Origin of the sequence: Pedobacter nototheniae (genome assembly GCF_004335085.1) — a bacterium.
Taxonomy (GTDB): domain Bacteria; phylum Bacteroidota; class Bacteroidia; order Sphingobacteriales; family Sphingobacteriaceae; genus Pedobacter; species Pedobacter nototheniae.
The window spans coordinates 1-22,906 of record NZ_RQRS01000013.1; the positions used below are offsets into that span (position 1 = coordinate 1).

Consider the following 22,906-nt stretch of genomic DNA (forward strand, 5'->3'; position numbering starts at 1 on the left):
AATTTGAACTACAGAGTTAATATTTAAAAATAGTTGAATAGATACATTAAAAATCCATTTCATTTCAATAAATCATCCTAATAATTTAGGCTAAAACAGCCTTAAAACTAATAATTAAGTTGTTTTTTAAATTTCAAATAAAAAAGTAAAAAATTAATGGTGTATAAAAAACACTATAATACTGAATAGTTTAACATTTAATTAACATAATTATTCCATATAGTTGTTAATAATATAATAGACAATTATATATTTTAAAAATATTTTCATTGTAAATATTTGTTTACATAAAAATTATCTATAAATTGGTCATACTAATCACCTACAAAGACAAACTAACTAAGTCATCTCATGAAAAACAAGAGAATTTTATCACTAAGCGTGTTATGCGTTTTGATCGTAGGCATTTATGCCTGTAAAAAAAATGGATCTACTTCACAACAAGAAGTGGAGCCAAAAAGCAATGTTTCGGCTAATGTTTTAGCACAAATTAAAAACTTAGGCTTTAGCACCGAAAATGCACGTGAAGTGGATGGTGGATATTTAGTTGAGGGAGATATTTTTCTAACTCAAGCTAACTTATCTGAAAAAAGCGAGAACACAGCTTTAAGTGTTGCAGAAACAGAACAGTATAGAACCACAAATACTGTTAAAAACTTACCAAGGGTAATTACTGTTTCTGTAACCAATTTACCTACCGTTTATAGCAATGCAGTAAATGAAATGATTACCAGATACAATAACTTAGGTTTGCGTATCACTTTTCAAAGGGCTGCTGCCGGTACTACTGGAAACATTAATGTAGTTGGATTTAACGAAGGTCCAAGCGGTGGTTTCATCACCTTAGGTTCTGCAGGTTTTCCTACTTCATCTGGTCAGCCATTTAATCAAATTAGAATGAATACAAATGCTGCTGCATATGGTTCAAATCCAAATTTATTGTACTTAGCATCTGTTATTCAGCATGAAGTTGGTCATTGTATCGGTTTACGCCATACAGATTATATGAACCGTGCATTTAGTTGCGGATCGGCTGGAGCTGGTAATGAAGGTCAATCTAATGTTGGTGCTGTTCAAATTCCGGGTACACCTTCTACACCTGATGCAGCTTCATTTATGCTTGCATGCTCAAACGGTGGTAACCGTACATTTAATGCAAATGATAAAATTGCATTAGATTATTTGTACTAAAATTATTCATAATCATTAACTAACTAATGTCAATGTAGGTGGTTACTTAATTCATTAAAAAGCCCGGAATCTGGATGATCCGGGCTTTCTTTTTTATATGTAAGAACGATTAATTCTTCCCGTTTTGTTCTATATCTCGATCCATTTCTATAATATCAACCTGCTCAGAGCCTGAAAAATCACCAATAAGATATTTATTAAAATGATCTGCAAGTTTCCAGAAGGCAAATTCTGTCATATCACCAAAACCATGACGCTGACCTGGAATAATCAGGAAATCGAAACGTTTACCAGCCTTCATCAAAGCGTTTGCAACCCGAATAGAATTAGCCGGATGCACATTGTTATCAACGTCACCATGCATTAATAACAAATGTCCTTTTAAGTTTTTAGCTAAATCAGGGTTTTTATCTATACTATATTTAAATGTTGTATCCCCTTTGGTTGAAATAATTTCTTTCACACCATGATGTTTTTCACTCCACCAACGGTTGTAAATACTATTATCATGATTTCCAGCATTTGAAACAGCTGCTTTAAAGAAATCAGGATAAACCAACATAGCTGCTGTAGACATAAAGCCGCCGCCTGAGTGACCTGTAATACCAACTTTTTGATCGTCTATAAAAGAATATTTTGCTGCCAGTTGCTCAATAGCTGCCTTTTTATCAGCCAAACCATAATCGCGTAAGTTTCCATAGCCATAGGTATGATACCATTTTGAACGTGACGGATTTCCACCGCGGTTACCAACTGTAATTACGATATACCCAAACTGGGCTAATCTTTCTGTACGGTCCATGCTTTTACTGAAAGCTTTATTTACAGCCTCAGTTTGCGGGCCGGGATATACATACTCAATAATTGGATATTTTTTGTTTGGATCAAAATCAAATGGTTTATACATTACACCATATAAATCGGTAATTCCGTCATCAGCCTTTACTTTAAAAGGCTCAGGGAATTTATAGCCGGCAGCCATTAATAAAGATAAATCTGTACTTTCTAACTCCATTACCTTTTTACCTGTTTTATCATATAAAAAAGATTTTGGTGCGGTGTTTACTCTTGAATAATTATCTACAAAGAACGTATTGTTATCATTCATACTCACAGCGTGGTCAAAATCGCCAGGGTTAAGTAGCTTTAAGTTAGTACCATCAAAATTAATGCTGTATAAATGCAAGTAGTAAGGATCTTCATTGGCTTCTTTTCCGTTGGCGGTAAAATAAAGTACACGATTTTTTTCGTCAACATTTACAATACTTTCGCAATGGAAAGAGCCTTTAGTAATTTGGTTTTTCAGCTTTCCATTACCGTCAAAAAGGTAAAAATGTGCCCATCCATCTCTTTCACTCCAGTGGATCAGTTCTTTGCCATCATTTATTAACGCAGGGCGATTAACTTCCACATAAGTATTGAAACGCTCATCAATTAGAGGTTTTACAACGCTTGTATTGATATCAACTGTACAAATATCTATTCGTTTTAAATCACGGCTGGTGCGTGAGAAATAGAATTTACTATCGTTTCCTAACCAAATTGAAGGGCGAAATTCATTATCACGATCTTTATTTAAAGAAGGCTTGCTCCATACAGAAACGCTTTGATCTTTAAAGGATGAAACAGATAATTTTTTATAACTTTTAGCAGCAAAATCGAATAACAAAACTTCGTCTTGCGGTGCCTCAGCCTCACCAGGCATTTGATATTTATAGGTTTCTAAAGTTGGGCGCCCAGGCGTTACGCTGTTAATTACCCAAAGATCTTTTACCTTTCTGGAGTCTGTTCTATCTAAAACGAAGTATTTGGAGTTTGGCGACCATAACACATAGGCACCTCTTCTTTTCTTATTATTTTTCTCGTTTTCTACATTATTTTCTCCATCACCATCGCTACCATAAGAATAAAATTTAACGCCATCCTTAGTTAATTGATGTTCTATAATGGTACTATCTTCTTCATTTTTTACGGCTTTTTTATAATTCTCTTTATCCATCCAATATAAATTGTAATTACGGGAGAAAATTATTGCAGAAGAATCTGGTGCTACAGAACCCCAAGAAGGTTTAGGTTTTGGTTTGCTAAAGTTTGGCACCTCGGTTAGTTTTGCCGAAGCTAATTCATATTTAAAGGAAAAAATTTTCTTCTGCATAGAATCTGCAGCTTTTTTATCTTTCCTATCTTTTTTTAACTCATCAATAGAACTTTTAACTTCGAAGGAAATGCTTTTCTCATCAGCAGCAAATTTTAAGTTTTCTAATGGCAAATGTTCAGCATCAAATGGATCACGAACAATTAGTGTTATATCTGCTGCAATTTTAGCATTATCAAAAAGCAGTTTTTTACTTTTTGTATTCGCATCAACTAAATACCAGAACTTCCCTTTTGGAGTTTCGAAATTATACCAGAAACGATTGCTCAGTTTTAACCAATGAGGATCTACCGAGGTGGAATACACCATTTTTTTAAGCTTTTGAGGCGAAAATCGCGAAGCAAGTTGATAGTTTGCCTTAGGTTGCGGTTGTGCACTTTCGGTTATTGTAAATGTTTTGGTTTGTGCGGCAACCGTAAGCGATAAAAATTGCGCACAAAAAAGTAGTTTATAAAGTTTATTCATCAATGTGTGGTTTATTCGGCTAAATTATTTAATTAAAGATGATTAAAAAGTACATAATTGTAATAAATGCGTTAGTTTATTTTAAATATTGCTGTTAAATAATTATCAACAGATTATTTTTTGATACTTTGATTCCTTAATGCTTTTTTTAGTTTTGTAGCATAATTCTTAAATATGAAATTCAATCTTTTAACCATAATCTCAGCGGGATTAATATTATTTGCCGGCTGCCAATCTAAATCACAAACAGAATCTAAAAACACTAAAGATTCTACCACAACAACAGAAAAAACTGCTGAAACGCGTACTCGTAATGTAGATGTTTCTAAAATTAAACCCGCTGATGCTAAAACAATTTTAGCAAGAAAGCAAGTTCCTATTTTATGTTATCACCAGGTAAGAAACTGGAAACCAACGGATGGCAAAGTTGGAAAGGATTATATTGTGGAAGAACAAAATTTTAGAGATCAGATTAAAATGCTCGCTGATAGCGGATACCATACCATTTTGCCCGATCAATTGTATGCTTACTTAAATACTGGTGCAGCACTTCCTAGCAAACCAATTATGCTTACGTTTGATGATACCGACATGGATCAATTTACTTTTGTACGCCCTACTTTACAGAAATATGGCTATAAGGCGGTTTATTTTATCATGACAGTTTCTATCGGCAGAAAAGGAAAGTTTGTTGATTATATGACTAAAGAACAAATTAAACAATTATCAGATGAGGGTAACGTAATTGGAAGCCATACTTACGATCATAAAAACTTTAAAAAATATGCTGGTAAGGATTGGGAAGAGCAATTAGATAAGCCGACTAAAAAATTGGAAGAAATTACTGGCAAAAAAATGACTGAGTTTGCTTACCCATTTGGCTTATGGAATTCGCAAGGTTTCCCTGAATTAAAGAAACGAGGTTTCAGAATGGCTTTTTCATTGGCTGATAAACGCGATCAAAATGATCCTTTATATACCATCCGCAGAATTATTGCAAGTGGTTACTGGTCGCCTAAAACACTAAGCAACAACATTAAACTTAGCTTTTAAATTATACTAAAATGAAATACAAGCACTTCTGCTTAATTGTTCCTTTATTTTTATTTGCCTGCAAAGCTAATTCGTCAAAAGACAAGGTAAAAACAGAGTTAACTGCAACTGAAAAGCAAGAAATTAAAGATACGGTGAATCAAAAACCTGCGGATAATAAAACCATTTTATCTCGTAGAGAAGTGCCTGTATTATGTTACCACCAAATTAGGGATTGGAAAAGCTCTGATTCTAAAAGGGCACACGATGATATTATTCCGCCTGCAAATTTTAAGGCACATATGAAAATGCTGGCTGATAGTGGTTATCATACCATCCTGCCAGATCAGCTTTATAATTATTTGGTTTATGGCGCCAAACTGCCTGAAAAACCTATCATGATTACCTTCGATGATACAGATTTAGACCAGTACACTACAGGCGCCGGTGAATTGAAAAAATATGGTTTTAAAGGCGTTTATTTTATTATGACGGTTTCTATCGGTAGGCCAAGATATATGAGTAAAGCGCAAATTAAGGAACTATCTGATGATGGAAATGTAATTGCAAGCCATACTTACGACCATAAAAACTTTGCCCAGTTTACGGAAGAGGATTGGACCACCCAAATTGATAAACCAACAAAAACTTTAGAACACATTACTGGCAAAAAGGTAGAGTATTTTGCTTTTCCGTATGGTGTTTCTAAAGCTTCAACGCTGCATAAATTAAAAGAACATGGTTTTAAGGCTGCATTTATTCTATCCACAAAACAAGACGAAAATTATCCTCTATATACCATTAGGCGCATAATTGACCCAGGAAGATACACAGCAAAAAATTTATATTATAGCATTAATAAAAGTTTTAATAAAACAAAATAATAGCTCTGGGTGTATCTATTAACTAATAATTCATCAAAGATTATGAACCGTTTTACTTATCTATTTCTTTTCAGCATTACTGCATTAGTAGCTTGTAACAATCAAAAAGCAGATAAAAAAGAAACTGAAGCTGAAAAAGTTGTAGACAGCATTAAGCCAAAAGCTGCGTTATCAGAAAATTTTTATAAAAGATTTGAAGGTACTATCGGCGGTAAGTCAGTAGTGATGAATCTACAGCGTTTAGGAACTAGCTTTTCTGGTTCTTACTACTATAATGGCTCGTGGATTAGCCTATCAACGGATTCAATCATTGATAAAGAGAATATAATATTACTGGAAAGTAACGCATACGACTATAATCCTGATGAAAAGGCAAAAAACCCTACCCTTTCATTAAAATGGAATGGAAATGGTTTTGAGGGAACTTGGAAAGGTGGAAAAGTTATAAAAACATATCCTATTTTATTGGAAGAAAAATATCCTGCCGGCAGTTTTCCTTTTTCATATGCAGAATATACTGATTCTGCTGCCGCTGTGCCTGGCAAAGCGAAATCTCCAGTTGCCACAATTGGTTACAGATATTTAGTGGCTACCGGAAGTGGCGAAACTGAAAATTGGTTAAACAAGCAACTTAAAAACATGCTCCAGTTGAATGAAAAGGAAACCGACTGGACAAAAAACCTAAAAAATGCTTCAAATGAATACTTTAAGAGCTATAAAAATGACGTAAAAGAGCTTATGGACGAATCAGAAGGTTTATCTGCTACGTTAAACTTTACCAGCGATGATGATTTGAGCATTTTATACAATGATAAGTACTTTACTATAATTGAACATTTAAACAGTGCTTATACAGGTGGTGCGCATGGCAATTACGGCAGCTCAATGTATTGTTTGGATACCAAAAACAAAAAAAGATTAAAGCTTGATGATGTAGTTAAAATAGATTCTAATACTTTACAAGGCTTTCTGGAGCAAAATTTCAGAAAACAATATGAAGTTAAAAGTGGAGATAATTTAAATACTGTTTTATTTGACGACTATTTAAAACCAAGTAAAAACTTTTACTTTAATAATAATGGCTTAGCTTTCTTGTACAATCCTTACGAAATTGCGAGTTATGCTCAAGGGCAAATTATTGTTTATATTCCTTTTAAGCAGTTAAAGAAATATATTAATCCAACATTTGCGCAACGAATGGGTTTAAATTAATCAGATTTTATAAAATCTGATTAATTTGATAAGTTTTACTATTAAATTTAAATCCCTCACCAACCTTTTTACCAATTAATAATTTACCAATTGGTGCAGCCTGAGAAACCGCATAAAAAGTTTGTTCATCTGTTTTTAATTCGCCAGCACTTATACTGATGTAAAAATTACCTTCAGAAGTAAAAACCAAACTACCATTTTTCACCTCTTTTGCGGCATCAACATTTTCAATTTGCTGTAACGCAATCTTTTGCTGTCCGGCTTCATACAACAATTTACTATTTCTATCCATTTCCTGTTGCATCATTTCACGGGTAGTTTCATACTTATCGCCAGCGCTACTTTTAGTATCATCATTTGATGCCTGCCTGGCTTGTTGAAGTGAATATTCTATATTTTCTATTCTTTTCTCAATAAAAATTAAGCAAAGCTGATATAATTGCGTTTTAATTGTAGACATGTATGTTTATTAACAGAAAGTAACTAAACTAGTTACGTAAAGCAAAGGCCTGCTTCAAAATAGTTTCTATTTTTTGTTTAGGTATATCTTCCTGATGATTAATTAATAATATTTTCATTTTGGCTCTTTTCTCCTGCAGCAGATCCTCGTGCTCCATTTTATTACCATCAACAAAACCAATATAAGGCTGATTATACTTTTTATGAAACCAAAAATAACAGAATGCTTTACCTTTATAATAGTAAAAAGGAAGGCCATACTTCCAGTGCTCCGTTATTCCTTCATAACCCTTTAACAATTGCCTGAGGTATTGCAAACAACCTTTTAAAGGTTCGTCTTTTTCTTCAAAATACCGATCAAGGGGATTAAGCATAATAGCACAATATAATTGACCTACTCTTCTATCCAGTTTATTTTCTCTGCCATAGAAGTACGATTAGGTTCCCATGGTTTTTCATTATGATACCCCATATAAAAAAGGCCAATGCACTTTTCATTTTCTTTAAGACCTAAAAAATCGCCTAAATCATGAATCAAAGGTGGTGAACTCCAATAAGCACCAACATTTAAGCTTTCGGCTGTTAAAGCCATATTTTGTACTGCGCATGAAACCGCTGCAAGTTCCTCCCATTCTGGCACTTTACCGCTTACAAGCATATTTATAGCTATAATACAATCTGCCTGATTGGTTTTCTCAGCAAAGCTATCGTACTTCTTCTGTAGAAATTGTTGCTCGGTTACCAGGTTTTTATATAAACGCCCAAGCTCTGCACCCAACTTAGCTTTTCCATCTTTTCTAATCACTGTAAAGCGCCAAGGTTGTGTTAATTTATGCGTTGGGGCATAATTAGCGGTTTCTAATATCTGATTTATAACCTCAACAGGGATTTCTTTTTGTATATAGCTAGCAGGGAAAATGCTTCTGCGTTCTTTAATTACTTTTGATATGATTTCGTATGTGCTACTCATTTGGTAAATATAAGGTAAAAGGCGGAAGGTAGAAGGTTTAAGGCTGGGAACGCTTAAAGATTTGACGTTTAATTAACCGAAACCGCAAGCTATTAATTGAAAATTGATAACAGTTAATTGCGAACTGAAAATTGCTTTCTAATCTGTTTTACCTTTGCGTAAAAGGCAATGCTTTCCTTATCAACCAAAAAATCCATGGTTTGCAAAAGTTCTTCTTTTATCCAACTGTGTTTAACATTTAAATTGGCCAAAATATTCAAACAGTGTGATTTTACAGCAACAGGAATCTTCTCATCAATTAGCCAGCTAAAAACTGTTTCAACCAGTTTATCGGTATCATAATCTATAATTACTTTTTTAATGAGTGGTGAAGCATTTTTCTTTGTCATAAAAGCCAAAATTTTAACATAATGCCTCAGTGCCGATAAATTAGTTTGCAAATGGAATTTCTCTAAAAAATATAGCACGTAAGGCAAAAACCTTTCCTGATGGCTTGCAAATACGTTTTCTAAAATCCAGGCGGCTCTAAACCCGATCTGTTCATCATGATAAAAACTTAAATCGATTAGGTCTTTTACCGAAAAAGTTTCTTCAGAAGAAATAGCAGCCAGTTTTTCTACCTTATTCTTTTGAAGAGTTGTTTTTATAGTTTCGAGCAAGATTTGGTTTTGCATACGACTAAAATAAGTGTTTTATCCTAAAAGATGGAATAAACATAATCCGTATTTCTTAAACCGATGTAAACGAGATTAACCGAAAAGCACCAGTTTTTACCTAGCAGATGGGTAAAGCAGGCTCCATTATATATTACATAGAATGATGGTTTTGAAATTATTTAAACCTAAACCTTTTGTTTTCAGTCTTTCTACCCTCAACCTTTTTGCTTACCTTTGCGGCTTATTTCTATATAGCATGATTTCAGTTTCTAATTTATCATTACGCTACGGCAAACGCACATTATTTGAAGATGTTAACTTAAAATTTACTCAAGGCAACTGCTACGGTGTAATTGGAGCTAACGGAGCAGGTAAATCTACTTTCCTTAAAATCTTATCTGGCGAGGTAAATCAAACTTCGGGTAGTGTGGCTTTTACTCCTGGTGAGAGAATGGCAGTTTTAAAGCAAAACCATTACGAATTTGATGAATTTACCGTACTTGAAACCGTAATGATGGGCCATAAAGAGCTTTATTCTATTATGAAAGAAAAGGATGCCATCTATATGAAGGAAGATTTTTCTGAAAAAGATGGTGAGCGTGCCGGAGAACTTGAAAACATTTTTGCTGAAATGGATGGCTGGAATATGGAAAGCAATGCAGCTACCATGTTAAGCAACTTAGGTATAACGGAAGAAAATCATTATAAACTGCTTAAAGAATTAGATAATACGCAAAAAGTACGTGTATTATTAGCGCAGGCATTGTTTGGAAATCCTGATATTTTATTGCTGGATGAACCTACCAACGATTTGGACATTGAAACGATTGCCTGGTTGGAGAATTTCCTTGCTGATTATCAAAACATTGTACTGGTTGTATCTCACGATAGGCACTTTTTAGATGCCGTTTGTACACACATTGTTGATATTGATTTTGCTAAAATGAGTATTTATTCAGGTAACTACACTTTCTGGTATGAATCAAGTCAGTTGGCTTTGAAACAACGTAGCGATCAAAACAAGAAAATGGAAGATAAGGTTAAAGAGCTGCAGGAGTTTATCCGCAGGTTTAGCGCAAATGCTTCAAAATCCAAGCAAGCTACTTCACGTAAAAAAGCGTTGGATAAAATTGATATTTCTGAAATTAAGGCTTCAAGCAGAAAATACCCTGCAATTATATTTAACAATACGGGTAGAGAAGCTGGAGATCAGATTTTACAGGTAGAAAAACTTGGAAAAACTGGTAATGATGGCGTTTTATTTCAAGACATTACTTTTATGGTGAATAAAGGTGATAAAATTGCCATCCTTTCTCAAAACAGTTTGGCAACCGCAGCATTTTATGATGTTTTAGCTGGTCGTGATACAGACCATAAAGGCGAATTTAAGTGGGGCGTAACCATTAGTACAGCTGATATTCCGAATGATAACTCTGAATATTTTGCAGGTAAAGATGAAAACCTTGTTGATTGGTTACGCGAATATTCGGGCACTGATGCTGATGAGCAATTTGTACGTAGCTTTTTAGGTCGTATGTTATTCTCTGGTGAGGAAGTTTTGAAAAATGTAAAAGTACTTTCCGGTGGAGAGAAAATGCGTTGTATGTTTTCAAGAATGATGTTGCAACAAGCTAATTTATTGATGTTTGATGAGCCAACCAATCACCTTGACCTTGAATCTATCGAAGCGCTGAACAACGGAATGAAAGATTTTAAAGGAACAATTTTATTTACCTCACGAGATCACCAGTTAACAGAAACGGTGGCAAATAGAATAATTGAAATTACGCCAAAAGGTACCATTGATAAGTTAATGACTTATGATGAGTACATTAACAGCGAAGAAGTTGCAAAATTACGTGAATCTATGTATTCGTAATTAAAACTTATTATATTTAAAAGCGTTTTGGTGTTAAATCAAAACGCTTTTTTTACACTAAATAATTATTAATGAAAACGCTGCTCTCTTTTATTATTATGTTAATTAGTTTTTCTGTGGTTGCACAGAAAAGTGATTCAACACATACTCACTATAGAATAATTCGTGGCGGAATGATAGAACATTCTACAGAATTAAAGTCTAAACCACATATTAAAAATGGCTCTTCCGAAATAAAATCAGGAAAAAATTTATTAGCAACAGGAATATATAAAGATGGCGAGCGCTTTGGACGGTGGCGTTTTTTCAAAGAATTAGATTCAATTGAGCAAGTATATAATTATACAACTAAGAAATTAGAATATAATAATCCTGACAAAGACATTATTTATGAAGTAGATTCGTTAAAACCAGGCGATAAGATTGTTTATCCTGCTAAAATAGGTGGCTTTTCCACGGGTTTACATTTTCTAATAAAAAAATTCTCTCCGCCAAAAGAATTTAAACAATTACCGGGTGAACATCCTATATTTTTAATTTTCTATATTGATGAGCATGGCAAGCTGACAAAATATGAAACTGAAACTGGTGGAGGAGAGTTAAAAAAGAAATATAGCATTGATCTAAAGGAATTACAAGCAGAAGATTTTGAATTTGTACCCGCATATGTAAATGGTAAATCTGTTGCAAGTAGGCTTATTTTTAAGAGTAGACTGACTGTCGACTAATCATCTTTAGAAAAAAAACATATTCATTGTAGCGTTTTTGTAGCGGGCCTCGTTTTAGGAGAAAAGTGTTAATGGCCATTAACCAATTTATTTATAAAATTGATTTAACTACATGAAAACTAATCTTAACAACTACTTTGGTATTACATCAAAAATTATCTTCTCTCTGTTAGCGATTACCTTAATTTTTTCTTCTTGTAAAAAAGATTGGAATAATAGCGATCCAATTGAAGCTGCAGGAGTAGGTTTCGTGCATGCATCACCTGGAGCTGGTGCTTTAGACTTTATAGTAGATAATAGCAGAGTAAACGGCAAAATATTTACCTATACAAACGATATGGGTTATTTTGCAGCCTACCCTGGATCGAGATTAATTGGTGTAACAAAAAGAGATTCGTTAAAGTACCTTACAACAACAAATGCAGCCTTTAAATCGGGCAAATTTTATTCAGTTTTTGTAGTTGATACTTTAAAAAAGAACAGCATCTTGGTTTTAGAAGATGATTTAAAAGCTCCTGAAACGGATAAAGCTAAAGTTCGTTTTATTAATTTAAGTCCTGATGCACCTGCATTGGATTTAGCTATACAAGGTCAGCCTGCCCTATTTGCAACTAAAGCTTTTAAAGAATTTACAAGTTTTGTTTCGGTAACACCTTCTGATAATTATACTTTCGAAGTGAAAGAAAGTGCAAATCCAACAGTAAAAACAACGCTTGAAGGCGTAAAAATTGAAAAAGGAAAAATTTATACAATTTGGGCTAAAGGTTTAAAAAGCAAAACAGATAGCACCAAGTTTGGACTTAAAGTAATGTCTAACAACTAATTCTACCCGGAACTTAGCATCATCCCAATTACATCCAGAATTGTGGATGGTGTTATTTTCCTTAATTTTGCCTTACAGTTTAATTGACTGATCTTAGCTAATCAACCTTTTTAATAAAAAATCGCCAGGGGTGATCAAAAAAATACTCAGTTTTGAGGAAATTTTAAAGGGCTGTGTAAAAAACGACAACAGCTGTAAAGAAATGATGTATAAATCATTTTATGGCTACTTAATGGGTATTATTTTAAGATATACTAAAAACATTTCCGATAGTGAAGAGCTTGTTAATGATAGCTTTATAAAGATTTTTAAGAATGTTGGGAATTTTAAAGCTCCTAAAAATCCTGATGAACTTCAAAAAACCTTTAAAGGTTGGATTGCCCAAATTGCCTCTCGCACTGCAATTGATAAATTAAGGAGCAATAAGGCTCAATTTTACGTTGATGATTTGGGAGAAGATGAACATCCTGTTACGCAGGTTTCTATCGCTTCTGATCTTCATGTTAATGATATTTTAAATTTACTTAATCATTTACCTGATACACAAAGGCTGGTTTTTAACTTATATGAAATTGAGGGATTTGCCCACGATGAAATTTCAAAATTATTAACCATCCCCGAAAACTCTAGTCGGGTTTACTTAACTAGAGCAAAAAACAAATTACGTACCCTTTACCAAAACACATTGGTTAATTCATATAAAAAAAATGGATAAAGAGTTAATTGATCATATCAAAACGCAACTCAATAACCATGAAGAATCTTATTCTCCTGGGGCTTGGGAGCGCTTTTCTATTCAGGAGAAGGATAAAAAACGAGGCTTTATTTATTGGCCTTTGTGGAGTGCTGCTGCTTTGGTTTTAGCTTTTGGCGGTATATTTTTCTCTTTATACAAAACAGAGAAACCAAATACCATTGTGGTATCAAAACCAACAATTGAAAAAGTAAAACCAACCGCTCCTATTTCAGATTCTAATACAATTAACACAGAAAATACTCTGGTAGAAAATAAGGTTCAATTAAATAACAATCAGACTAATTACACTAAGCATGGCGAGGTTTTTAATTCTTCATCACAACCTTTACAAATAGAAAACACAACTTTATCGGAGAGTAATACTGAATTAGTTGATTTAAATTCAAATAAATTAGAAGGTAAGTTGACTAACATTTCGATATTGCCGATACAAAAACAAAGGGATTTTGAAATTGTAAAAGAGAAGAAAAAAGTATCACCAAAAAATAGCTTTGAAGAATTACTGGCGAAAGATACCTTTCTTGCGCAACAAAAGGGGAAAATCAAAAATGATAAAGGTGAAAGTAAATGGGAACCAGGCATTTTTGTAGCTCCAGCTATGGGAAATGACAATAAGGTAAACATGAATTACGGATTCTCTCTTTCTTACAACTTAGCAAATAAATTATCAGTTAGCTCAGGTATTTCTTATGCGGCATTAAGTTCTACAAGTGATCCATCTCAAAATAAAGGGGGTGGAAATATGGCTATGGATGCGCCTGCCCGCAATACATTTGCAAGCACAGATAATAGCAGTAAAAGCCTACAATCTATTGATGCCAGCGTACGTGGTATCAGCATCCCACTGGAACTTAAATACAACATTAGCAACAAATTATATACTGGCATTGGAATATCAGCGATGGTAATTACCAATAATAAACAGCAAAATAATTACGTTGTTACTCAGGCGCAAAACACAACTGTTGTTAATGCAATGGGCTTTGCCGAACAAAAAATGCTTGTAGTTACTGAACGTGTTTCCGAACAACAATCTGAAACTGTAATTGCACCTGAAAAGTATTTAGGTTTTTATAATTTCTCTTTCGGTTACAAACAGAAGATATCGCCTAAGAAAAACATTGCTGTTGAACCCTTTTTAAGGGTGCCAATGAAAAATTTCTCTAAAGACAATTTAAACCTTACAAATGGTGGACTGAGGTTGAAAATAGATTTTTAAGATTGCCTGAATTTAAACTACACGTAGCAAATAAATTACCCTTAAAAAGCTTCTACTTTTTTATATTTGTATTTGGAAAACTGCTCATTTAATACAAATTATGATAAGAATTGCTTTTATATTTTTAATGTTTATAGGCTTTGTGGCTAAAGCGCAACATGATCCAAGCGACCAAATGGAATCGGCAAACTGGGATGTAATTGGTGGTGTTGAATTTAAAACCATTAAGCCCACAGAAATGTATGCCATTTACAATACAAACATTAAAAAATACGAGAATAAACAATTTGACCTTACCGGATATATTGTACCAATTAAGGATGGAATGAAGCAAACCAAATTTATGCTTTCTACTCTCCCAATTAATCAATGTTTTTTTTGTGGTAAAAATGGAATTCCTATTATGGTTTTAGTAGAAATGACAGAGCCGATAAAATTTACTTATCTACCTATAAGCGTTAAAGGTACATTGAAATTAAACAAAGGAAATGCAATGGATAATCCTCCGATTGCCTTAATTGCATCAAAACAATTATAAAACATAAAATATAGGAAATTAAAAAGGCTTCAAAATATTTTGAAGCCTTTTTAATTTTAATATCGTTTGTTCTTAGTGACCTGAATGTCCATCAGCACCATGAGCATGCCCATGCGCCAATTCATCCTGAGTTGCTTCGCGAACGTTTAAAATTGTTCCGCTAAACATTAAATTTTTACCAGCCATTGGGTGGTTTAAATCAACAGAAATAGTTTCATCGTGTACAGCAGTAACGCCAGCTCTAAATTGGTTACCGTTATTATCCTGCAAAGGAATTACATCACCAACATTTGGCAATTCGCCACCAGCTTCAGTAAACATTGCTTTAGGTAAATCAGCAAAAGCACCTGGATCAATCTCTCCGTAACCATCAGCAGCTGATAACTCAAAGCTATACTCAGCACCGGTAGTTAAACCTGTTAAATGCTCTTCAAATTTAGGCAACATCATGCCTACGCCGTATAAAAATACTAAAGGATTTTGCTCATCAGCTTTTTCAACAAAAACTTGTTGTCCTTCTTCATTAGTAGTATGTAATTCGTAAGTTAACGCTACTACAGAGTTTGGTGAAATATTCATTTAAATTAATTTATTGTAAATACTCTAATGCGTCCTCAACAGTGTTAACCGGCAACTGGCATACTTTATTTCGGCAAATATTTATTAAACTTATTATAGTGCTTTTAAATATTGCTGGGCAAAGATAAGTTAATTATTTACCTAACAAAAAAGATGTGCTGATTGTTCTTAAAAGAATATAATTTTTAGTACTAGTACAAAATGTCGTACTATAAACTTGGTTATTTCCAAATTGGATTTATTAAGATGGAAACCTAAAAGGCTTAATATATTTTCTTTCACTGGAAGAAATTTACAGTTCAATATTTAAAAAGTATATTTATCCTATGAGTGAAGAGATAACAACGAGAGCTGCATTTTTGAAGATAGGTAGCAAAAAAAACAGCTATGACCTCTTTAAAAATGGAACAATTTATTGCAACACCTTACATTATTTTGCTGACCTCAAAGATGAAAACAATCGAGGTGACTTTTACGAGACAGTAGATTTCATAAAAAACATTCAAAACGTTTATGAATTTCAAATTAGTCAAGGTGGATTTCATAGAAAACAATCATTAGGTCCTGCAAAAGTTACTCGTTCGATTAATAGCAACCATTCTGTAGGTAATCTTTATTGTCTTTACACTTTGAGATTTCCACTTGATACACTACAAACAGGAGTTTATAATCTAAATATTAATTGTGATATTGATGGGTACTGTGTTTATATCCATAATGTAAAGGAGTTTTGTTTGAGGGTTGAAAAAGCGATTAGGGATAAAAATTTAAGATTTCAACAGGGTTTTGTCAAATATTTGGATTTGGAACAATTTGAGGTAAGAAAAAATTTTTTCTTAAAGGATAATGAATACTGCAATCAGAATGAATATCGTTACTTGATATATAGTGATTCAAACCAATCACTGCGTTTGTCTATTGGAAGTATTGCTGACATTGCTTGTATTTCTCCCTTTAGTGAATTTAAAGAAAGAAAATTAGTAGTCTATAATACACTGAAATAAATATAAATTAGTTAAGGAAGTAGTGATAGTATTATTTTTGGGCCAGGATTTCGTTTTTGAGTAAAACGATATCCCCCTCATTTTTTTTATGAGATATTAGATGAATATAGTGGTCTACTTCATCATTAATCACTATTAATTGATTGACATAATCATCATTGCCTTGCTTGTCAAACATCGCTGAGAATAACTTGCTCCGAAACTTTTGGGGGCTCATATTCTGCTTGTTTGCCCCTCTATTAATTTCAGCATGGTCACAATAACAATATAAGATAACATTATTCTCGGCAAGAAATTTTTTAAGAATGCATGCAAATTGACCAAGCGTTGAGCCGTTATTAATACCAACATTATTTTCTACTGATATAAGAACATCAACTATATCTGTCTTAACTCCGTCTGGAATTTGCGCTTTACCAATAAATTCGAATTGAATAAGATAATTGTGCCCCTCCTTTGTTATCAAGGGTATAATCTCTTTTTTACCCATTAAAGCTATTTCTTTGTTCCGAAATACTTTTCACGCTCAGAATCAAGTTGCTTTAATTTAACTTCTTTTTCTGATTGCAATTTTCTAACAAAAGTTATAAGCTTTGCAGAAGGATTATCGATATGTAATGTCTTAAGTGTCATTATAATACAAATATATAATATTTAAATTATTTACTACTACAAAAGCTATTCTATTGTAAATACTCTAATGCGTCCTCAACAGTGTTAACCGGTAACTGGCATACTTTATTTCGGCAAATATAAACTTTTGTTTCATTGCTTTGCTTACCTTTTAACAGCGGTAGGTTACTTTTTGTTCCACCTAATGTAATTTTGTTTGGAATATAATGTCCGCTCAACTCCAATTTAATTACATCTGTTTCCAATCCTGTTATTGCAATTTCGTTTATTCCATACACTTCGTTAAGCATTTGAATGGCCCAATTTGAATACGCAGATCCATAAGTTTTTATCTTAGAATGTACCGAAGCGAGCATATCAGAAGCCTTTTTCGTGTAAATTTCTTTATCAAACAATAATCCTAATTTTTTAAGGTTTTGTGCCATAACAGAATTTGAAGCCGGAATAACATTATCCATCACCTCGTGTTTACGGGCTATTAAATCTTCAGCCTCAGCAGAAGTATAAAAAAACATGGGCGATTCCTCATCAGCGAAATTAGCGACCACATAATCTGTTAATTCTTTGGCTTCTTGTAACCAATTTTCATCAAAATCACATTCATACAAAGCAATAAGTGCTTCAATTAAAAAAGCATAATCATCTAAAAAAGCAGTTATTGAGGCCTTACCATTTTTATAATTACGATATAAACCACCGTTTTCCGTTTTTAAGTGCTTTAAAATAAATGCCGCAGCAGTAGCAGCTTTTTCATAATATAAATTGTGATTTAATACCTGAGATGCATCAGCCAAGGCTTTAATTATCATGGCGTTCCAGGCGGTTAAACATTTATCATCTAAACCTGGCCTTACCCTTTTATTTCTTACCGCAAGTAATTTTGCTTTTGAGGCTTTTACTTTATCATAAAGCGTTTCTAAATCTATATTATATTTTGCAATTAAATCATCATCACTAATGGTTTTACGTAAAATATTAGTTTGCTCCTCTTCCCAATTTCCCTCTTCTGTAATGTTGTAATAATCGCCTATTAATGCTGCATCAACCCCTAGCACCTTATCAAACTCCTCCTTATCCCAAATGTAAAATTTACCTTCTACGCCTTCACTATCTGCATCCAATGCCGAATAAAATAAGCCTTCGGCAGAGGTCATTTCAGTAAATAACCAATCTATACACTCCACAACAATTTGCTTAAACGAATCAAATTTTGTGCATTGATATGCTTCCGCATATAAACTTATTAACTGGGCATTATCGTAAAGCATTTTCTCAAAATGTGGCACATGCCATTTATCATCAACGGAGTAACGGGCAAAACCTCCCCCAATCTGATCGTAAATACCGCCACGACTCATTGTTTCCAGTGTATTGCACGTAACTGTAAAAACAGACTCATCATCTTTTAAAAATCCATACCGCAATAAGAAAACCCAATTGTTAGGCAAGGGGAATTTAGGTGCCCGGTTATAACCTCCAAAACTAATATCGAAATGATGTTTCCAGGGATCAACAATCTCAGTTAAATCTGTATTTGTGTATTCTTCAGTTCTTACCGCAGGGATAATTTTTTCGCTATCTTTAATACCAGTAGTTAGTCGCTCCGCATATTGAATGGCTTTATCAGGCTCATTTGCCCATAAACCAGCAACATTTTCTAAAATGTTTATCCAATCGTTTTTGCGGAAATAAGTGCCCCCATAAATTGGTCGTTGGTCTGGCAAGCAAATACAATTTAAAGGCCAACCACCGCTTCCAGTCATTAACTGAATGGCGTACATATAAATCTGGTCTATATCTGGCCGTTCCTCCCTATCCACTTTAATACAAACAAAATGCTGGTTCATTACTTCGGCTACTTCATGGTTTTCGAAACTTTCTCGTTCCATAACATGGCACCAATGGCACGCTGAGTAACCAATGCTAACCAAAATCAACTTATTTTCTACCTTGGCCTTTTCCAAAGCTTCTGTACCCCACTCGTACCAGTTAACGGGGTTATATGCATGTTGCAAAAGATAGGGCGAAGAGGCTTTAATTAAATTATTAGGTTGATTTTCCATACTGTAAAGGTAAAAGGTTTAAGCTTTAAGGCATAGGTTTTTTGATAAAGTTGACATAAATTTCTAATTTCATGCCAGAACATTATACCTTTAGTTCTGTATCTAAATTTTAGAAAATGAAAATTACCCATACCGAAATATATCGCTTCAGCATCCCGATGGAACCTTTTGTTATAGCAACAGGAACTATGCATTTTGCCCAAAATGTATTAATAAGGGTTTATACGGATTCGGGTATTCATGGCGTTGGCGAATGTTCTGCTTTTCCAATGATTGTTGGCGAAACACAAGATACTTGTTTGGCTATGGCAAAGGATTTTGCCCAAATTTGGAAAGGGAAAAATCCTTTGGATATACCCGAAAGAATGAACGATTTATTGGGGTATGCAGACCATAATAGCACTATAAAAAGTGCTTTTGATATGGCTTTATTTGATATTGCTGCCAAACATGCTGGTTTACCTCTTTATAAGTTTTTAGGTGGACAAAAACGCACTATTGAAACTGATATGACGATTGGGATTGATACCCCAGAGGGAATGGCTAAAACAGCCTTAAAATATCAAAATCAGGGCTGCAGGATTCTTAAAATTAAGCTTGGAAAGAAAATCCATGATGATATTGAACGTGTTAAGCAAATAAGGACAGCCGTTGGTGATGAAATGATTTTAAGGTTAGATGCAAACCAAGGCTGGAGTTTTGATGACGCTTTATTTGCTTTAACGGAGCTAGAAAAATATAATATTGAGTTTTGTGAACAACCCATGCGTACTTGGTATGATGATAAATTACCAGAATTGAATGTAAATTCGCCCATTAAATTAATGGCAGATGAAAGTTGTTACAACCATCACGATGCCAGAAAACTGATTAACAGCCAATCTACAACTTATTTAAACATTAAATTTTCCAAATCTGGTGGAATTTTAGAAGCACAAAAAATTCACGAAGAAGCTTTACAAAAAGGCGTTAAATGTATGATTGGCAGTATGCTTGAAACTAGAATTGCTTTAAGTGCTAATTTACACTTTGCTTTGGCAAGCCCTAATGTAGAGTTTTTTGATTTAGATACCTGCTTACTCGGTCATTTGGTTGATCCTGTTGTGGGCGGCTTAACTTATAACGGTTACTTTTTAGATGTGCCAGATGAACCCGGAATTGGTGCTGAAGCGGACGAATTTTTTCTTGAAAAGTGCGAAAGCTGGACCGTTTAGTTTATTAATCTGAATTACATTTTTAAGCTATAATCGTCACCCTGAATTTATTTCAAGGTCTATTTTGGTAGGAAAGATGCTGAAACAAGTTCAGCAGGACGATCGACTCAGCTAGTGAAGCTAAAATTGATATGCAACGGACCACTAACTATGCAAACCAAATAACTAATGGCAAATGAACCAATTAACTATTTCACGAGCATTTCTGCGAGCTGAGTACTATCGCCGTTAAATGCATTAAAATCTACAATATGACCGATGCCATTTATCCTGGCTTTATCAGAATGTTGCCAAAAACTCCACTTGCTTTTATCTAAGTTTAACCTGGGTTGGTAATAATGGGCAATCCAAAGTGGATATCCTTCAAAATAATCTTCCAAGTAATCTTTGTAAAAAGTTAAACCACTGTAAATAATCGGACGAACTTTCGTTTTAAGTTCCACATAATTCAAAAAATCCATTAATTCAGTTCGCATTTTAAGCGGAGATACACCATCAAGAGATTCAATATCTACGACTGGAGCCAAATCTCCCTTTTCAATATTTACAACTTGTAAAAAGAATTTAGCTTGTGCTTTGCCATCCTTTTTAGGCCTGAAAAAATGATAAGCTCCGCAAACTATCCCAACTTTTGGAGCCTCACGCCAATTGCGTTGAAAATATGGATCAACAAGTAAAAGACCTTCAGTTGCTTTAATAAAAGCAAATTTGATATTTACTTCATCTTCTTTCATTAGTTTAACCTTTTGCCAGTTTATTTTTCCCTGATAGTAGGAAACATCTATACCATGAATAGAATATTTTTTAGGAATTTTAATATTAAAGCTTTCGTAAGTTCTATAATTGGGATCTTGTCCCCAATCTCTAACCCAACTCCAAGTGGCAACAAAGCCTTTTAAAATATAGCCGTAATAAAGTGGCGAAAGTAAAACCAATAATAAACCTGCAATTACAACCTTCCATTTAGTAGATAAACCATTTTTCTTTTTCTTTCTTACAACACGTTTTGGCTTACTCGCTTCAGTTTTTGGCTTGCTAATCGCAGCCTTTGGTTTACTTACTGGCATGGAACAAAAATAAACAAAATTGAGCGATCATAAATTTAATTATCCAATAATCTAACCGATAAAATTAAAGCATTTAGTATTTTTGCAGTTCAAAACCCATTCCCCAATGTTCAGGCTTATACTCAATACTTACAAAACATCTTTTAGTGGTTTAAGTCGCGAAACATGGCTTTTGAGTATTGTAATGCTCCTTAACCGCTGTGGCAGCATGGCAGTTCCGTTTATGGGTTTGTATGTTACGCAGAGCTTACACCGATCAGAAATGGATGCAGGTTTAATAGTCGCATTATTTGGTGTTGGTGCAATTTTAGGTTCTGCTGCCGGCGGAAAATTAACAGATGTAATTGGCTTTAGGCCCGTTCAAATTTTATCTTCGGCTATTAGCGGTGTCTTGTTTATTTTATTTTCAACCATAACTCATTTTTCTACCCTTTGCGTACTGGCGGTAATTATAAGTTTCTTTTCTGAAGCATTTAGACCAGCGAATTTTACAGCCATAGCCAATTATGCAAAAGAAGGAACAACAACACGCTCCTATTCGCTAAATCGCCTGGCAACTAATATGGGTTTTTCTGCCGGGATTACTTTAGGCGGCTTAATTGCCTCTATTAATTACCATTTGCTTTTTATTGTTGAAGGCTTAGTAAGCATAATGGTAGGCTTATCTATTTTATTCTTATTGCCAAAAGTTAAGGGCTTTGTTAAGCAAGCTAAAGAAAATAGAAGCAAAATGAATATCGTAAAACCTTGGCAGGATGCTTTTTATGTGCAATTTATTTTATTAACAACTATTTTTATTACTTGTGCATTTTTGATGTTTAGGGTTGTACCCATATTTTTTAAAGAACAGTGGCATATTGATGAGTTTGCGATCGGAATTATTATTGGTTTAAATGGCGGTATAATTGCCCTTTTTGAAATGATAATGATTAACAGGATCGAAAAAAAGCGCCCGCCAATCTTTTTTATCATTGTTGGTGCCTTATTTTTTGCAGTATCTTACCTTCTATTAAGTGTTCCGTTAATATTTCATATAGGTGTTGCCGTGCTCGCAATAATTACACTTACCATTGGCGAAATGTTTGCCTTACCATTTATTAATACGGTGGTAATTAGTAGAAGTAATCCACACAACCGAGGTTTATATGCTGCAGGCTATACTTTAAGTTGGTCTTTTGCACAAGTTGTTGGTCCGTTGGCTGGCTTTTACATAGCCAAGCAGCTGGGCTATAACTGGCTTTGGGCTGGTGTTGCCATACTTTTATTTTTTTGTGCCTATGGTTATCATTTACTAAGTAAAAGACATATTCCGGTAGCGGCTACAGAAATTAGCACTTAAATAAATTAGCCACAGAATTTAATTTCCTGTGGCTAAAAA

General features: G+C 33.9%; 22 protein-coding genes. 13 read left to right on the plus strand and 9 right to left on the minus strand.

The window, feature by feature from the left end; all coding sequences use genetic code 11:
• The first annotated feature begins 351 nt into the window (after positions 1 to 351).
• Positions 352 to 1,191, plus strand: coding sequence for a M57 family metalloprotease (locus EHC72_RS12495; RefSeq protein ID WP_131538044.1), 840 nt, complete (start codon positions 352 to 354; stop codon positions 1,189 to 1,191).
• Positions 1,192 to 1,300: 109 nt separating this feature from the next.
• Here the strand turns inward: EHC72_RS12495 and EHC72_RS12500 are convergent, their stop codons facing one another.
• A complete protein-coding gene (locus EHC72_RS12500; RefSeq protein ID WP_131538045.1) occupies positions 1,301 to 3,811 on the minus strand; it encodes a S9 family peptidase in 2,511 nt (836 codons plus the stop codon).
• Between the two features lie 174 nt (positions 3,812 to 3,985).
• Here EHC72_RS12500 and EHC72_RS12505 point away from each other — a divergent pair, with 174 nt between their 5' ends.
• Genes EHC72_RS12505 through EHC72_RS12515 form a run of 3 tightly spaced genes read left to right on the plus strand, consistent with a single transcriptional unit; the run spans position 3,986 to position 6,939 of the window.
• Positions 3,986 to 4,864 (plus strand): polysaccharide deacetylase family protein, encoded by an 879-nt coding sequence (locus EHC72_RS12505; protein WP_131538046.1) that lies wholly within the window; start codon positions 3,986 to 3,988, stop codon positions 4,862 to 4,864.
• An 11-nt stretch (positions 4,865 to 4,875) separates the two neighbouring features.
• Positions 4,876 to 5,727, plus strand: coding sequence for a polysaccharide deacetylase family protein (locus EHC72_RS12510; RefSeq protein ID WP_131538047.1), 852 nt, complete (start codon positions 4,876 to 4,878; stop codon positions 5,725 to 5,727).
• Between the two features lie 42 nt (positions 5,728 to 5,769).
• Positions 5,770 to 6,939 carry an RsiV family protein gene (locus EHC72_RS12515; RefSeq protein WP_131538048.1) on the plus strand — a complete coding sequence of 390 codons (1,170 nt, stop codon included), beginning with the start codon at positions 5,770 to 5,772 and terminating at the stop codon, positions 6,937 to 6,939.
• Positions 6,940 to 6,946: 7 nt separating this feature from the next.
• Here the strand turns inward: EHC72_RS12515 and EHC72_RS12520 are convergent, their stop codons facing one another.
• The 4 genes from EHC72_RS12520 to EHC72_RS12535 all read right to left on the minus strand — a co-directional run bounded on the left by EHC72_RS12520 (position 6,947) and on the right by EHC72_RS12535 (position 9,042).
• On the minus strand, positions 6,947 to 7,399 hold the full coding sequence (locus EHC72_RS12520) for a 3-oxoacyl-ACP synthase (RefSeq protein ID WP_131538049.1): 453 nt from the start codon (positions 7,397 to 7,399) through the stop codon (positions 6,947 to 6,949).
• A 28-nt stretch (positions 7,400 to 7,427) separates the two neighbouring features.
• Positions 7,428 to 7,772: a DUF1801 domain-containing protein gene (locus tag EHC72_RS12525; RefSeq protein ID WP_131538050.1), complete on the minus strand. Its 345-nt coding sequence runs from the start codon at positions 7,770 to 7,772 to the stop codon at positions 7,428 to 7,430.
• Positions 7,773 to 7,792: 20 nt separating this feature from the next.
• Positions 7,793 to 8,368, minus strand: coding sequence for a nitroreductase family protein (locus EHC72_RS12530; RefSeq protein ID WP_131538051.1), 576 nt, complete (start codon positions 8,366 to 8,368; stop codon positions 7,793 to 7,795).
• A 113-nt stretch (positions 8,369 to 8,481) separates the two neighbouring features.
• Complete coding sequence (locus EHC72_RS12535) at positions 8,482 to 9,042, minus strand: hypothetical protein (RefSeq protein WP_131538052.1); 561 nt, start codon at positions 9,040 to 9,042, stop codon at positions 8,482 to 8,484.
• A 238-nt stretch (positions 9,043 to 9,280) separates the two neighbouring features.
• Here EHC72_RS12535 and EHC72_RS12540 point away from each other — a divergent pair, with 238 nt between their 5' ends.
• The 6 genes from EHC72_RS12540 (at position 9,281) to EHC72_RS12565 (ending at position 14,968) form a co-directional block, all read left to right on the plus strand.
• Positions 9,281 to 10,903: an ABC-F family ATP-binding cassette domain-containing protein gene (locus EHC72_RS12540; protein ID WP_131538177.1), complete on the plus strand. Its 1,623-nt coding sequence runs from the start codon at positions 9,281 to 9,283 to the stop codon at positions 10,901 to 10,903.
• A 71-nt stretch (positions 10,904 to 10,974) separates the two neighbouring features.
• Positions 10,975 to 11,631, plus strand: a complete 657-nt coding sequence (locus tag EHC72_RS12545) for a hypothetical protein (RefSeq protein WP_131538053.1) — start codon at positions 10,975 to 10,977, stop codon at positions 11,629 to 11,631.
• A gap of 112 nt (positions 11,632 to 11,743) precedes the next feature.
• Positions 11,744 to 12,454, plus strand: a complete 711-nt coding sequence (locus tag EHC72_RS12550; protein ID WP_131538054.1) for a DUF4397 domain-containing protein — start codon at positions 11,744 to 11,746, stop codon at positions 12,452 to 12,454.
• Positions 12,455 to 12,686: 232 nt separating this feature from the next.
• Positions 12,687 to 13,169, plus strand: coding sequence for an RNA polymerase sigma factor (locus tag EHC72_RS12555; RefSeq protein ID WP_233166963.1), 483 nt, complete (start codon positions 12,687 to 12,689; stop codon positions 13,167 to 13,169).
• Complete coding sequence (locus EHC72_RS12560) at positions 13,162 to 14,430, plus strand: hypothetical protein (protein ID WP_131538056.1); 1,269 nt, start codon at positions 13,162 to 13,164, stop codon at positions 14,428 to 14,430. The genes EHC72_RS12555 and EHC72_RS12560 overlap by 8 nt, the downstream gene beginning before the upstream one ends.
• 100 nt (positions 14,431 to 14,530) lie before the next feature.
• The gene (locus EHC72_RS12565; protein ID WP_131538057.1) at positions 14,531 to 14,968 is read left to right on the plus strand and encodes a hypothetical protein; all 438 of its coding nucleotides are present in this window, start codon (positions 14,531 to 14,533) and stop codon (positions 14,966 to 14,968) included.
• Positions 14,969 to 15,040: 72 nt separating this feature from the next.
• Here EHC72_RS12565 and EHC72_RS12570 read toward each other — a convergent pair whose 3' ends face one another.
• The gene (locus EHC72_RS12570; protein ID WP_131538058.1) at positions 15,041 to 15,547 is read right to left on the minus strand and encodes an FKBP-type peptidyl-prolyl cis-trans isomerase; all 507 of its coding nucleotides are present in this window, start codon (positions 15,545 to 15,547) and stop codon (positions 15,041 to 15,043) included.
• Positions 15,548 to 15,873: 326 nt separating this feature from the next.
• Here EHC72_RS12570 and EHC72_RS12575 point away from each other — a divergent pair, with 326 nt between their 5' ends.
• Positions 15,874 to 16,551, plus strand: a complete 678-nt coding sequence (locus EHC72_RS12575; protein ID WP_131538059.1) for a hypothetical protein — start codon at positions 15,874 to 15,876, stop codon at positions 16,549 to 16,551.
• 31 nt (positions 16,552 to 16,582) lie between these two features.
• Here EHC72_RS12575 and EHC72_RS12580 read toward each other — a convergent pair whose 3' ends face one another.
• Both EHC72_RS12580 and EHC72_RS12585 read right to left on the minus strand, forming a co-directional pair.
• A complete protein-coding gene (locus EHC72_RS12580) occupies positions 16,583 to 17,041 on the minus strand; it encodes a hypothetical protein (RefSeq protein ID WP_131538060.1) in 459 nt (152 codons plus the stop codon).
• 193 nt (positions 17,042 to 17,234) lie between these two features.
• Positions 17,235 to 19,247, minus strand: a complete 2,013-nt coding sequence (locus tag EHC72_RS12585) for a thioredoxin domain-containing protein (protein WP_131538061.1) — start codon at positions 19,245 to 19,247, stop codon at positions 17,235 to 17,237.
• 116 nt (positions 19,248 to 19,363) lie between these two features.
• Between EHC72_RS12585 and EHC72_RS12590 the strand changes: the two genes are divergently transcribed.
• On the plus strand, positions 19,364 to 20,461 hold the full coding sequence (locus tag EHC72_RS12590; protein WP_131538062.1) for a mandelate racemase/muconate lactonizing enzyme family protein: 1,098 nt from the start codon (positions 19,364 to 19,366) through the stop codon (positions 20,459 to 20,461).
• A 188-nt stretch (positions 20,462 to 20,649) separates the two neighbouring features.
• Here the strand turns inward: EHC72_RS12590 and EHC72_RS12595 are convergent, their stop codons facing one another.
• Positions 20,650 to 21,528 (minus strand): glycoside hydrolase family 25 protein, encoded by an 879-nt coding sequence (locus EHC72_RS12595; RefSeq protein WP_131538063.1) that lies wholly within the window; start codon positions 21,526 to 21,528, stop codon positions 20,650 to 20,652.
• 106 nt (positions 21,529 to 21,634) lie between these two features.
• Here EHC72_RS12595 and EHC72_RS12600 point away from each other — a divergent pair, with 106 nt between their 5' ends.
• Positions 21,635 to 22,867: an MFS transporter gene (locus EHC72_RS12600; protein WP_131538064.1), complete on the plus strand. Its 1,233-nt coding sequence runs from the start codon at positions 21,635 to 21,637 to the stop codon at positions 22,865 to 22,867.
• The last annotated feature ends 39 nt before the right edge of the window (positions 22,868 to 22,906 follow it).